The following is a 12,970-nucleotide window of genomic DNA, read 5'->3' as shown; positions in this document are numbered from 1 at the left end:
CCCGGCGAACGGGTTCGCGTACGCCCGCTGTCGCGGGGTGTATAGCCACCACCTCGGGACCAGGCGACAATCCCCGTGTGCTCGCGCCGTATGGAGAACACTCCGCCTGGGCTCGGATCGTCCTAGCCGCGAGCGTCGGCGCCTTCGTGGTGGGCGAGGTTTCGCAGGCGCTCCGCGTACGGCACGGCGCGACCCGTGTCAATCTGCGCGCGGAGATACTTTTCCGGGCGATGTTCTTCGGTGGCATCCTGCTGCTACCTGCCGGACGAGCGGTCACACCCGGCGCCACGATCGGCGGCCCGTGGCTGTTCGCGCTCGGGGCGGTGATCGGGTGGCTCGGCCTGCTGCTGCGTTGGTGGGCCTTCGCGAGCTTAGGTAGGTACTTCACGGTAGTAGTGATGACCAGTGGAGACCAGCCCGTCGTGGATAGCGGTCCGTACCGGGTGCTGCGGCACCCGAGTTACACGGGCCTGCTGCTCGCCTTCCTCGGGTGTGGCCTGATGCTGGGTAACTGGGTCGGCGTTGCCGGTGGGGCGGTCGTAATCTCGATCGCTCTCATCTATCGACTTCGGATCGAGGAGCGAGCCCTGACTGCTGAGCTCGGCAACCGCTACCGAGACTTTGCCGCAAGCCGTGCTCGCCTGGTTCCCCACGTCTGGTGACTTCTGCCGTGGCCGGAGTTCGCGGACGTCCTGTACCGCTCCGCCGCGACGAAGTCGATGCCTGCCGCCTTGCGGATGACACTGCACCCACCACCGCCTCCGACCAGGTATGCCACTGCGATCAGCGGTTCCTCGGTGAGCTTCCGACTTGTGCAGATGCGCAAAGTCGTCCTTGTGTCAACGATGACATCACGGTGAGGGTGAGCGAACCCCGTGCCGCAAGGAGTCGGCCGGGCGCTGGACCACCTTGCAGGAGCAGTAGATGCGCAGACTCAAGGCACCACCGGCTCTCGCCATTCTGGCGGCAGCTGCCCTCCTCGGAACCACCGCCCAGGCCGCGAACGCGGCGCCGACGGGCACGACGGCGGCCGCGGAGGTGTCCGTCCCGGCCACCGTGGCGCCCGCTACGGACACCCCCGCGCTCGTGGACGACCTGGCCGACCCGGCCGACGCCACCATCGCACCGGACAAGGCCGCCAAGGCCCACCTCGCGGGCCACAAGGACCGCTACAAGATGGCCGACCCGGCCGGCACGCTCACCACGGCGAGCGTCGACACGCAGGGCGCGCGGGAGACGGTCCGGCTGAACCAGAAGTACAAGGGCCTGCCCGTGTTCGGCGCCCAGTACGTGGTGCGGATGGAGAAGAAGGCCGGCAAGCGCACGGTGACCGGCACGTCGGGCACCTACTTCACGGACCTCGACGTCGACACGACGGGCACCCCGATGCCCGCGGACGTCGCGATCTCCCGAGCGGTCGAGGACGTCCGCAAGAGCCTGCACCCCGGTGCGGCCGTTGTGGCGGGCGCCCCGCGGCCCGGCACGACGCCCGACGCGGCCCACGCCGACCTCACCGGCACCGACCAGGGGCTCGTGGTCATGCCGACCGGCACCGGCGTATTCGCGCGGCGCGTCCTCGTCAGGGGCAAGGACATCGTCACGGGCCAGCCCGTGCTCCGCGACGTGTACGTGGGCGCGACGAACGGGCTGACGCTGCTCAGCGTCAGCCGGATCAAGTCGTTCGCGACCGCGCAGCAGGCCGCCGCCCTGGCCGCGGGCGGGACGGCCGTCGCACCGCGGGCCGTGACGGAGCCGTCCCGGTCGGGCGACGGCACGACACCGGTCGTCGGCGAGGGCACGAGCCTGCACGGTGCCACGGTGCCGGTCCCGCTCGTCCGGACCGACGACGGTGGCTCCTACCTCATGATCGACCAGACCCACACCCTCGCGGACGGCCGGACGGTGCCGATCACCACCTGGGACGCTCGGGGCCGGGACTACTACGAACTGCTCGACGGCCAGCTGCCCGAGGGCGTGGGCCCGTTCGCGTCGCCGTCGAGCACGCTCGGCGCGGACCTGACCGACGCCGGCGCCGTGGACGCCGCCTGGGACGCCGCGAAGGTGTTCGAGTGGTTCCAGGCGAAGCTCGGGCGCAACAGCCTGGACGACGACGGCATGCCGATCAACTCGATCGTCGGCATCACCTACGGCGGCTACCCGTTCGTCAACGCGTACTGGGACGGCACCCGCATGGTGTACGGCAGCGGCGACGACGAGTACCTGCCGCTGGCCGCCGACCCGGACGTCGTGGGGCACGAGATGACGCACGGTGTGGTGGAGAACTCCGCCAGCCTCGTCTACGCCGGCCAGCCGGGCGCGCTCAACGAGGCGATCGCCGACTACTTCGGCAACGCCATCGACCTCGACGCGTCGGGCACGTCGATGTCCGACCCCGAGGCGAGCCTCATCGGCGGCGACCTCTGCCGCACCCTGGCGCCCACCAGGTGCGCCCTGCGCAACCTCGACGACGGCGCCACCACGGCGGACTTCCAGCACCTCATGGACACGCCGCAGATGGACGACGGCGGCGTGCACCTCAACTCGACGATCGTGTCCGGGGCGCTGTGGGACCTGCGCCAGACGTTCGGTGGTCCGGTGGCCGACAAGATCGTCTACCGGGCGCTCACCGACTACCTCACGCCCATGTCCGACTTCGTCGACGCCCGTGACGCGGTGCTCGCCTCCGCCAAGTCCTCGGGCCTCAGCCAGAGGGACCTCAAGGTGGTGCGGGCGGCGTTCGACTCGCGCGGGATCACCGCGAAGTGGAAGGCGAACCTGTACGGCAAGAACACCGACCTCCTGGTCGACCGGCTCAACACCGGGCTGTACATCGACATGAAGGCGAGCATGGCCGGCGGCTGGTTCACCGTGCCGCGGTCGGACGCGAACCACACCCAGCCGCCGTCGATCTGGGTGGGCCGCACCGATGGCAAGGTCGCGCCGTACCGGATCTCCCCGGACGACGGGAACACGCACAGCTTCCCGTACACCGACGGCAAGCGGGTCGTGTGGCTGTCGATCGAGGACAACCCGGATTCGCCCACGTGGGAGACCGACCGCATCCTGTCGGCGCCCATCGGCGGCGGCGACGTCGAGGAGCTCTACAGCTCCCCGTACCGGATCGACGGCCTGGGCTTCGACGGCAGCGTCATCGCGTGGAGCCAGTACGAGCCGGCGCAGGGGTACCGCGACGTCGTGCGCTACCTGAAGGGCAGCTCGCGGACGGTCCACACCCTCGCGCACCCCGACTGGCCCGGGAACGCGACCGCCCCGAGCGTCAAGAACGGGAAGATCTCCTACGTCCGGTACGAGGACTTCGCGCAGCCCGACGCCAACGGCAACCGGTGGTCGCTGGGCGTCGAGGTGTACGACGTCGCGACGGGGACGACGACCTTCGCCGGCGGTGACCCCGGCGCCGAGACGATGAGCTACCCGCAGGTGTCCGGCACCGGCGTCGCCTGGGTGATCAACCGCGACTACGGCAGCTACGTGGACGGCAAGTGGAACCAGGGGACGTACAACGACTCCGTGCGGCTCTTCGACTTCGCCACCGGCACGAGCCACCTGCTCTTCGAGGAGAACTCGCCGCAGGCGAAGCGGGCGGACGTCCTCACGCTGTCCGACACCACGCTCACGATCACCGAGGAGGCCCCCGTGGACCTCTGGCTCGCGAACGGCGGCTACCCGGACAACTCGCTCAACCCGAAGCTCAAGCAGTACGCGTTCAACGGGACGTACGTCGGCCCGGCGTCGTGCAGCCCGGGCGCGCAGATGTTCGCGACGGCGGGCGCGGGGCGCGAGGTGATCTTCATGGACTCGTCGGCGGGCGGTTTCGGCCTGGCGTACGCGAAGGGAGCCAAGTCCTGCGCGTGAGCCCCGGCTAGGAGGCACGCTGCACGACGACGCGCCGGGACCCCTACAGGCGGTCCCGGCGCGCCGTCGTGTTCGGGATATGTCCTGGCAAGGAGGTTCGGCCGTAGGGACCTGCGGCATCCGGTCCGCACCTACTGCTTCAGCCACCCCCGTTCCGCCGCCAGCAGCGCGATCTGGAACCGGGTCCGGGCGCCGAGCAGGGAACCCGCATCGCTGACATGTTTCTGCACGGTACGGCGGCTCACCTTGAGCACGCGGGCGATCGCCTCGTCCTTCATCCCGGTCGCCATCATGTGCAGGATCTCCCGTGTCCGCCGGTCCGGCCCCTCGCCGGTCACATCGCGCTTCGGGGCCGGCCCGTCGTGTCGGCTCGTCAGCGACACCGGGTCGGCGCGCTCCCACACGCTCTCGAACAGCGCCACCAGCGCCACCACCAGCGCGGGCGAGTGCACCACCATCGAACCGGCCGCCGGGCGGTCCCCGCGCACCGGCAGCAGAGCCGCCGCCCGGTCGAACACCACCAGCTTCACCGGAAGCCCGGACGCCAGCCGCAGTTCCCCACCCTGACCCGTCCCGCGCAGCGCCGTCTCCAGCGACACGGCGTCGGTGAAGCCGTCCGTCTCGTACACCGACCGCATCCGCACCCCGGGCGCCACCCCCGGCTCCGCGACGGACCCCTGCGCGGCCGTCACATACGGCGGCTTGGCCAGATGCAGTACCTCGACCGAGCTCCCCTTGAGCAGCTGGCCGTAGCGTGCCGGCACCTCGTCCTCGCGCTCCAGCACCTCCACCAGGTGCGCGGCGCGCGGCCCGGACACCGCCTCGTACACCTCGTGGAGCCGCTCCACGATGCCCTCGACGTGGGCCAGTTCGGCCCGCCGCCGGGCCAGCAGGGCGCTGAGCGACGACCGTGGGGGACCGGCCGCCCAGCGCGGCGCCGTGCCGTCGATCCGCAGCACCAGTGCGGAGTCCGCAAGGTGCCGCAGTACTCGTTCCGCCTCCGCCGGCGACACCCCGACCGCCGCCGCCACGTCGGTGGCGTCCGCCGACGGCACGCCCACCAGGTGCTCCAACACCCGCCCGGCCAGGGGATCCAGACCGGTTACCACCCACGGGCTGCCTGCGGTTCCGTCCATACGTTCTGGCACTCCTGTGGTCTGCGCGTGTTCCGCCTGGGCGGACACCATCGGTGTGGTGGTCGGGCCGCCGGGGCGGCATCGTTGTCGGCGGGACGGCGCTGGCCCGGACCGCTGTGCGGCCGGTGCAAGTTCTACCAGCCGTAATGGCCCCGAGGACGCCCGTACCAGCCGATGGACGTGGGGCCGGGAGTCGAGCTCGGCGCCTCGTCGGAGATCATGACCGCTGTTGACGCCTGGAGAGCCCTCGCGGTGGCGGCCCCGGACCACCTCCAGGCCGCGTCGCCGTCGATGATCGGAGACACTGGCCCCGTGCGAAACGACCTGGACCAGATCGAAGCGGCGTTCGTCGGCACGCCACTGGCCGGCCTGCCGATCGGGCACGGCCCGTCGGGCACCGTACTGGTCGCCGGCATCGACCCCGATCGCCTGCACGAGGCGTGGCAGGCCGCCGACGCGCTGGCGCCGGTCATCGGACGCCGGCCCCTCATGGTCACCGACGACTTCGACGGCACGCTGCGGATCCGGCCCGAGCCCGAGCCGGGACCGTCCGAGTCGGAGCTGCGTGCCTTCGCCGAGGCGGCCGCGTCTTCGGAACCCTGGCTGGCCTACCGCCACTACAGCGAGGAGGTCGACGAGGGCGAGGTCGAGTACTACGCGCGGTCCATGGCCGGCCTGGACCTGACGGACCTGGTGTCGGACGTGGCGCTGCCGGCTCCGCGCCAGACGCTGGAGCGGGCGCTGTACGACCGGCTGCTCGCCGACGCCGACCGGTACGCCCAGGTGCTCGGCAGCGTGCGGTTCGTAACACAGACCGACTACTGGTACACGCCGGACAGCGTCCTGCTCATGTTGCTGCCCACCGGTGACGTCCGCCGCTCGGGGTACTGGGTGGACTTCTTCGGTGCGCTCACCCGGGAGTACCGGCAGGCCCTCGCCGAGGTGTTGGCGCAGTGGCATCACCGGTGGGACGCCCGCCTGGTCGCGTCGTGGGGCACCATGCTGCAGTTCCAGGTGGGCCGCCGCCCGGCACCGGGGGACGAGGCGTGGACGGCGGCCGGCCAGCTCAAGGCGCTCGCCCCGAACCTCGACCTGAGTCGGTGGGAGGTCGCCGTTGCCTTGCCCGCCGGCGACGCGTGGTTCGTGCACAACCGGCCCTGACGAACCCGACCACGCCGTGACTCGCTGGGCGCGCTGTCGCCTGCGGCTGGGCCGCGCCGTGAGGGGGCGGCCCTGGCTCCGCCGAGCCGCCTCCTCGTGGGCACGTCCCGATGTGCGTATCAGGCGTTCACCCTCGCCGCCGGGACCGGGCCGGCCTCGACCAGAGTTCGCGCCCGGTCATGAGCGACCGCGCCCGGATCGCCGCATGGTGCGGTCCGGGGCTGGGCCAGCGTGCCTCTCGCCCGGGCTCAGGTCCGTGGCGGCGGCTCATGGCCGGGCGCACGAGAAATCCATGCGAGTTCCGCGGTTCAGCCGAATGCCGATCGTGACGCGGCGAGCGATCGTGAACGGTGAGTGTGCTGATGCGATCGCAGGAAGCGCAGGCGACCAGGAACCAGGTGTCGAGGAATGTGCCGTTGGCATTGACGCGGAACTGGCCGCCGCCGGCGCCGGCGAGGCCGGAGTGGCAGTGGACGCAGGGGAACGGGAGCAGGGGACGGCGCGCGCGCCGAAGGGTCCAGGACAGCAGGATATGAGGACGCGTAGACATGATCTCTCTGAAGACCTGACGGAGGGCATGGGAAAAGAGCCGACGGCGACGTCGGCGACCGATGCAGGGGAAGGTGTCAGGTCTACAGAGCAGGCGGTGTCACGCGGGGTGAAGTCCTCTCGTGAGTGGGTCGGAGAAGAAGACCCAGTGACACGGTAGGGCGGGATGGGTTGGCGAGGCCATCCATTTGTCTTGGTGCCGGGCGGGGACGAAGGTCAGTACCGCGGCGTGCGCACCGCTGTCGACGACACCGCGGCCAGTTCGGGCTGCGCAGGCAGAAATACCGTGGGAACACCCAGCGACTGGTTCATCGCGGCGAGCTGGTACTCGGCCTGAAGGTCCGTGGTGTTACGCACCCCGCGGACGATCACCCCCACGTCATGCTGACGGCAGTAGGCGGAGGTCAACCCATTCCAGGCCGCAACGGTGACGGAGGTCCACTCGACCGGCAGGATCGCCCGAACGGCGGCCGCCCGCGCCTCTTCGTCGGTGCCCGGACGCTTGCTGCTGTTGACCGCGACGAGCACGACCACTTCGTCGAAGAGGTCGGGTGCCCGTTCCACCACATTCAGATGCCCGGGGGTGAAGGGATCGAAGGTGCCGGGGTAGACGGCTCGCACACGTACGCGACCGGGGTGCGTGCTGTCGACCGTGGCCCTGCCGACGGTTCGGGTGTCACGGCCGCAAGACCCGCTGCGCATCGCGGATGACCTGCTCGGAGGCCAGTGGGGCCCAGGAGGCGAACAGTTCCCGGAGGTAGATGCTGTGCCGGTCCGCTACCGCAGGATCGTGCTCGATGACGTCCAGTTCGTTGACGATGCTCAGGTCCGTGAGCGACCGGAGTTGAGCCGCGTCCAGCGTTCTCACCTGACCGACGAAGCGGTCGAACACCTGGCCGGTCTGTGCCAGCTTCCGCCAGCTGCGTTCACGGTCGCAGGCGCCACACAGATAGACGAGCTCCTCGGCGTCGGCGCCAACGAGATCCCGGAGCACCGCACGATCGGCCCGATCGAGCAGGGCGAGGTCGAACCCGTCGGTGCCGTAGACGGCGTGGGTGAGGCCGGCGGCTTGCACGTCACTGCCGCAGCCGAGCGCGGCGAGTCGTTCGCTGACTCGACAGAGCAACATGTCACAGGGAGCGGGCTCTCTGCCGCCGGCCCCGATCATCGGACCGGGTCATCCGCGGCCCGCCGCAGCGGTGGGGGATGCTGGGTCCGTGCAGATCACGATCCTCGGCCCGCTCGCCGTCGACGGCCGGCCGGTCCGGGGTGACCGGCTCGCGACGGTGATCCGCGTGCTCGTCTGCGCGCGTGGGCGGGCGGTCTCCACCGCGCTGCTGGTGGACGCCGTGTGGGACGGCACGCCGCCCGACGACGCGACCGGCGCCGTCCAGGCGCTCGTGTCCCGGGTACGCCGGCTCGGGCTGCCGGTGGTCGCGGGTCCAGGGGGATACCGCCTGCCCCTGGAGGGGATCACCGTTGACGCCGTCGAGGCGCGGGCGCTCGTCGAGCGGGGACGTGCCGCACTCCGGACCGGTGACCTCCCGGCCACCCGCGGCTCGGCCGACCAGGCCCGGGCCCTGTTCCCCGAGGTCCCCGAGCTCGTCACCGCCGAGGAGACGCGCCTGTTCGCGGACGTCACCGCGCTCCGCGCGGAGGCGGCACTCGCCGGCGCGGGGCCGTTCGACGAGGCCGACCTGCGCCGGCTCGTCGCACGGACGCCCCCGGACGAGCCGTCGGCCGCCCTGCTCGTGCGCGTGCTCGCCGCCCAGGGCCGGGACGCCGAGGCGCTGGAGGTGATCGACGGGCTCCGTGCCGAACTGGCCGACCGGTACGGCACCGACCCGTCATCCGTCATCACACAGGTCCACCTGGCGCTGCTGCGCGGCGAACTCGCCACCCCGGCTGTCGCGGCGCCGCCCCGGCAGCAGGCGCGGATCGCCCTGCCCGCCGCCTGGCGCCGCCCGGTCACCGCCCTCGTCGGTCGGGAGCGGGACGTCGAGACGGTGAGCGAAGCGCTCACCGAGGCGGCACTCGTGACGATCGTGGCCACCGGCGGCGCCGGCAAGACCCGGCTGGCCGCCGAGGTGGCGCGCCGCGCAGCGGCGGCCGGGCAGACGGTCCGCGTGATCGAACTCGCCGGTCTGCGCGCACCCGACGAGGTGCTGCCCACGGTGCTCGCGGCGCTCGGCGGAGGGGACACCTCGACGACCGGAGGCAACCTGGGCCTCGAACGGAGGGTCCTCACCCCCGAGGAGCGGCTACGCGCCGCAGCGCCGGACCTCGACGGCCTCGTGGTGCTGGACAACTGCGAGCACGTTCTCGACGCGGTGGCCACCGTCGTCGCGGACCTGGTCGCGGTGACCTCGCCGGAGGTCACGGTGCTCGCGACGAGCCGGGCCCCGTTGGGCCTGGCCGGTGAGCGGGTCCACCGGTTGACGGCGTTGCCGGACGCCGACGCGCTCGGGCTGCTCGAATCCCGGGCGCGGGCCGGCGGCGCGGTGGCGACCTGGGACACCGCACGAGCGCTCGCGCTGTGTCACCGGCTCGACAACCTGCCGCTGGCGCTCGAACTCGCCGCCGCTCGACTGCGCCACATGCCGATCGGCGATGTACTGGCCGGGCTGACCGACCGGTTCGCACTCCTCGATGACGCGCTGCGGGGCCTGCCGGATCGGCACGCGAGCCTGTGGGCGATGGTCGACTGGAGTCGGGAACTGCTCGCACCCGACGACCGCGCGCTGCTCCAGCGGGTCGCGGTCATCCCCGCGCCGTTCACCGCGGACCTCGCCGCCGCGGTCGCGCAGACCCCCGACGTTCGGCGCGGCCTCGCGACGCTCGTCGAACAGTCCCTGCTGGCCCTTGTCGAGGGAGACGGCCCGCCCCGCTACCGGATGCTCGAGACCGTCCGCGAGTACGGCGAAGCCCGCCTCGGCGCGGCCGGCGACCGCGATCGGGCCATGGCGGGCCTGGTCGGTTGGGCCCGGGAGCAGGCCGTCGTGCTCGCCGACCGGTTCATCGGGCCCGGCCAGATCGAGGCGCTCGCCCGCTGCGCCGCCGAGCAGGACAACCTGGTCGCGGGCCTGCGCTGGGCGGTCGGGCTCGACGACGAACCGGCCACGATCGACATCGCCACCGCGTTGTTCCACCTCTGGTCCGTGCGCGGCCGGCACCTCGAGGTCACCGGCTGGGCGCGGGGTCTGCTGCACGTCGAGGACCCGGACCGACGGCGAGCATCGGCGATCCTGCGCGGCCGGGCCGCCGGCCGGCCGCTGCCCGACGCCGACCGGCTCGCCTGGACCTGCCTGCTGATCGGCGTCAACGCCGGCATCGGCAGTGAGCTCCGGCTCGCCGTGCTGGCCCGACGGGCGCTGCGGACGCTCCTCGCCGAGCGGCCCGCCGAGGTGTCGGCCCGGCAGACCGTGCTCGCGTCGGCGATCCCCGTGTTCGACGCGTCCGACCTGCACGGGAGCATGAAGGGCGCGGCCGAGATGATCGCGCACCCGGACCCGTACGTGCAGGGGCTCGGCCTGTTCGCCCGCGCCGCCATCCGGGAGAACGGCGGCATGCCGGAGGCGTCGATCGCCGACGCCGAGCAGGCGTACCGCCGGTTCGAGATCGCCGGTGACCACTGGGGCATGGCGATGGCCGCGGGCGCCGTCGGTCAGTTCTTCATCCCGGGCGGGGACCCTCGCTCGGCCGACTGGCTGGCGCGCAGCGTGCACCACATGGAGCTGGTCGGCGCGACGCAGGACGCCCGCTCGATCCGGGTGCGGCTGGACGTGCAACGTGCCCTGGCCGGCGACCCGGAAGCGGAGCGGCGGCTGGACGAGACGGCGACCGCGGGCCAGGCCGAGCAGGTGGACGTCGCGCAGGCGCGCCTCGGGCTGGCTCACCTCGCCTGGCAGCGCCAGCGCTACGACGACGTACTCGCCCACGTCGACGGGGTGACCCGGACCCTGGCCGGGTGGGCCGGGCCACCGCCGCAGCCGCGGGTCGTCCTCCGGGTCGCGGCGGCGGTCCTGCATCTGCGGGTGGCCGAGGCGCGGCGGGCGTCGGGCGACGCCGCCGACGCCCACGCGGCCGCGTTGCTGCGGCTCGCCCGCGACGAGGCGCTGTCCTCCAGGGACCTGCCGGTGATCGGGGCGTTGGCGGTGGGCGGCGCCGAACTGGCGGCGTACCGGGGTGACGTCGGAGCCGCCCGCGAACTGTCCGCGCTCGGGATCCGGATCGGCGCCCACGACATGACCTTCTTCCCACCCGGCGACGGCGAACGGCTCAACGCCGCCCTCGGTGACGAGGGGCAGCGTGAGCCGTTGCTGGCCGCGTGGCGTGAGCGGCCGGTCGCCCCGACCACCGCCCGGATCCGCGAGCTGATGGACGACCTGCTCGGCTGACCTCAGATCTTCCGGCGGTACGCACGCAACGCCAGCGGCATGAACACCGCCACGAAGCCGGCACACCAGGCGAGCGTCCACCACACGTGCGAGCCGACCGGGGTGCCCAGGAACAGCCCGCGCACCGCTGCCACCAGGTGGGTCATCGGGTTGACGTCCACAAAGGCCTGCATCCAGCCCGGCAGGGTGTCGGCGCTGACGAACACGTTGGACGCGAAGCTCATCGGCATGATCAGCGCGAACATCAGGCCCTGCACGGCGCCCGGGGTACGCACCTTCATCCCGACGAGGACCGGCAGCCAACTGAGGCAGAGGGCGAACAGCACCGCGAGCAGGCAGCCGGCGATCGCCCGGAGCGGGTCGGAGTCGATCCGGAAACCGAGCACGTAGCCGATCGCGAGCGTCGAGATCGTGACGATCACATACCGTACGACATCGCCCAGGACCGCGCCGACCAGCGGCGCGGAGCGGGGGACCGGCAGCGAGCGGAACCGGTCGAAGATGCCCTTGGCGATGTCGGTGTTGAGGTTGACACCGATCGCGATGGCGCCGGTGGCGATGGTCTGCGCCAGGATCCCGGGCAACAGGAACTGCAGGTAGTCGTGAGTGGATCCGGCGACCGCACCGCCGAAGATGTAGACGAAGATGACGAGGAACAGCACCGGCTGCAGCGTGACGTCGATGAGCGCCTCGGGCGTACGCCAGGTCTTGATGAGGCTGCGCTTGGCGAGCGCCAACGAGTGCCGGGCGAGCCGGAAGGGTCGTGGTTTCGGCGCGACCGCCGACAGCGGGGAACTCGCCCTGGACGGCGCGTCGGTCAGGGTGCTCATGCCACGACCTCCAGGGGGCGGGTGGTCTCGTCGTCGGATGCCGTACGCCCGGTGAGCGTGAAGAACACCTCGTCGAGGCTCGGCAGGTGCAGGGACAGCTCGGTGACCGCGATGCCGGCGGCGGCGAACCGCGCGACGCTCTCGGTCAGGGCCGCGTCGTCGGCGACCGGCACCGCGAGCACGCCCTTGCGGATCTCGTCGGCCTGCGCGCCGGAGCCGACCTCGGTCAGGATCGCCGCGGTCCGGGACAGCTGTGCGGGATCGGACGGCCGGACCTCGAGGGTCTGGCCGCCGACCACCCGCTTGAGCCCTTCGGGTGTGTCGTACGCGATGACCCGCCCGTGGTCGATCACCGTGATGGCGTCCGCGAGCGCGTCGGCCTCCTCCAGGTACTGCGTGGTGAGCAGCACGGTCGAGCCGTTGGTGACCAGCGACCGCACCACCTCCCACATGTCCTCACGTTTGGCCGGGTCGAGCCCGGTCGTCGGCTCGTCCAGGAAGATCACGTCGGGCGAGCCGACGAGGCTGGCGGCCAGATCCAGCCGCCGCCGCATGCCGCCGGAGTAGGTCTTGGCCTGCCGGTCGGCGGCGGCGGTCAGGTCGAACCAGTCGAGCAGTTCGGCGGCCCGCCGCCGCGAGCCGGCGCGCCCCAGCTCCAGCAGGGTGCCGAACAGCTCCAGGTTCTGCCGCCCGGTCAGGTCCTCGTCGACCGAGGCGTACTGGCCGGTGAGTCCAATGCTCTGCCGGACCCGCTCGGCATCGCGGACGACGTCGAAGCCGCTGATCCGGGCCGTGCCGCCGTCCGGGGTCAGGAGCGTGGAGAGGATACGTACGGCAGTGGTCTTGCCGGCGCCGTTGGGGCCGAGCACCCCGAGCACCGTCCCCCGGGGCACCGCGAGGTCCACGCCCTGCAGCGCCCTCGTCTTCCCGAAGCTCTTGACGAGGCCCTCTGCCTCGATCATCAGGTCAGCTGTCATGCCAGACAGCGTGCGCCGGCCGCCTGACACGGCCCTGACACGGCACC

At 71.9% G+C, this 12,970-nt stretch carries 10 protein-coding genes; 4 read left to right on the top strand and 6 right to left on the bottom strand.

All coding sequences use genetic code 11. From position 1 onward, the window contains the following. Positions 1-77: 77 nt before the first annotated feature. Positions 78-662, top strand: a complete 585-nt coding sequence (locus RMN56_RS28180) for a methyltransferase family protein (RefSeq protein ID WP_313720722.1) — start codon at positions 78-80, stop codon at positions 660-662. 262 nt (positions 663-924) lie between these two features. Next, on the top strand, positions 925-3,873 hold the full coding sequence (locus tag RMN56_RS28175) for a M4 family metallopeptidase (RefSeq protein WP_313720720.1): 2,949 nt from the start codon (positions 925-927) through the stop codon (positions 3,871-3,873). Between the two features lie 131 nt (positions 3,874-4,004). Here RMN56_RS28175 and RMN56_RS28170 read toward each other — a convergent pair whose 3' ends face one another. Further along, positions 4,005-5,009, bottom strand: coding sequence for a helix-turn-helix transcriptional regulator (locus tag RMN56_RS28170; RefSeq protein WP_313720718.1), 1,005 nt, complete (start codon positions 5,007-5,009; stop codon positions 4,005-4,007). Between the two features lie 312 nt (positions 5,010-5,321). On the opposite strand from RMN56_RS28170, the gene RMN56_RS28165 reads away from it, so the two are divergent. Next, entirely contained in the window at positions 5,322-6,170 is an 849-nt protein-coding gene (locus RMN56_RS28165) for a DUF4253 domain-containing protein (RefSeq protein ID WP_313720716.1), read from the top strand. A gap of 127 nt (positions 6,171-6,297) precedes the next feature. Here the strand turns inward: RMN56_RS28165 and RMN56_RS28160 are convergent, their stop codons facing one another. From RMN56_RS28160 to RMN56_RS28150, 3 genes are all read right to left on the bottom strand, one after another. Further along, positions 6,298-6,720: a DUF1062 domain-containing protein gene (locus RMN56_RS28160; protein WP_313720714.1), complete on the bottom strand. Its 423-nt coding sequence runs from the start codon at positions 6,718-6,720 to the stop codon at positions 6,298-6,300. Positions 6,721-6,935: 215 nt separating this feature from the next. Further along, a complete protein-coding gene (gene coaD, locus RMN56_RS28155) occupies positions 6,936-7,340 on the bottom strand; it encodes a pantetheine-phosphate adenylyltransferase (RefSeq protein WP_313720712.1) in 405 nt (134 codons plus the stop codon). Positions 7,341-7,395: 55 nt separating this feature from the next. Continuing rightward, positions 7,396-7,887, bottom strand: a complete 492-nt coding sequence (locus RMN56_RS28150) for a DUF6817 domain-containing protein (protein WP_313720711.1) — start codon at positions 7,885-7,887, stop codon at positions 7,396-7,398. Positions 7,888-7,936: 49 nt separating this feature from the next. Here RMN56_RS28150 and RMN56_RS28145 point away from each other — a divergent pair, with 49 nt between their 5' ends. Beyond that, a complete protein-coding gene (locus RMN56_RS28145; RefSeq protein WP_313720709.1) occupies positions 7,937-11,116 on the top strand; it encodes an ATP-binding protein in 3,180 nt (1,059 codons plus the stop codon). Positions 11,117-11,118: 2 nt separating this feature from the next. Here RMN56_RS28145 and RMN56_RS28140 read toward each other — a convergent pair whose 3' ends face one another. Beyond that, positions 11,119-11,946, bottom strand: coding sequence for an ABC transporter permease (locus RMN56_RS28140; RefSeq protein ID WP_313720707.1), 828 nt, complete (start codon positions 11,944-11,946; stop codon positions 11,119-11,121). Next, positions 11,943-12,923: an ATP-binding cassette domain-containing protein gene (locus tag RMN56_RS28135; protein WP_313720705.1), complete on the bottom strand. Its 981-nt coding sequence runs from the start codon at positions 12,921-12,923 to the stop codon at positions 11,943-11,945. The genes RMN56_RS28140 and RMN56_RS28135 overlap by 4 nt, the downstream gene beginning before the upstream one ends. Positions 12,924-12,970 lie beyond the last annotated feature (47 nt).

Origin of the sequence: Micromonospora halotolerans (assembly GCF_032108445.1) — a bacterium.
Classification (GTDB): domain Bacteria; phylum Actinomycetota; class Actinomycetes; order Mycobacteriales; family Micromonosporaceae; genus Micromonospora; species Micromonospora halotolerans.
Note: the sequence above shows the minus strand (reverse complement) of the source record. Positions and strands in the feature narration are given on the sequence as shown.

Coding starts and splice junctions, on each gene's coding strand:
- RMN56_RS28175 (WP_313720720.1), top strand. CDS start 925: ATGCGCAGACTCAAGGCACCACCGGCTCTCGCCATTCTGGCGGCAGCT.
- RMN56_RS28170 (WP_313720718.1), bottom strand. CDS start 5,009: ATGGACGGAACCGCAGGCAGCCCGTGGGTGGTAACCGGTCTGGATCCC.
- RMN56_RS28160 (WP_313720714.1), bottom strand. CDS start 6,720: ATGTCTACGCGTCCTCATATCCTGCTGTCCTGGACCCTTCGGCGCGCG.
- RMN56_RS28150 (WP_313720711.1), bottom strand. CDS start 7,887: ATGATCGGGGCCGGCGGCAGAGAGCCCGCTCCCTGTGACATGTTGCTC.
- RMN56_RS28140 (WP_313720707.1), bottom strand. CDS start 11,946: ATGAGCACCCTGACCGACGCGCCGTCCAGGGCGAGTTCCCCGCTGTCG.
- RMN56_RS28135 (WP_313720705.1), bottom strand. CDS start 12,923: ATGACAGCTGACCTGATGATCGAGGCAGAGGGCCTCGTCAAGAGCTTC.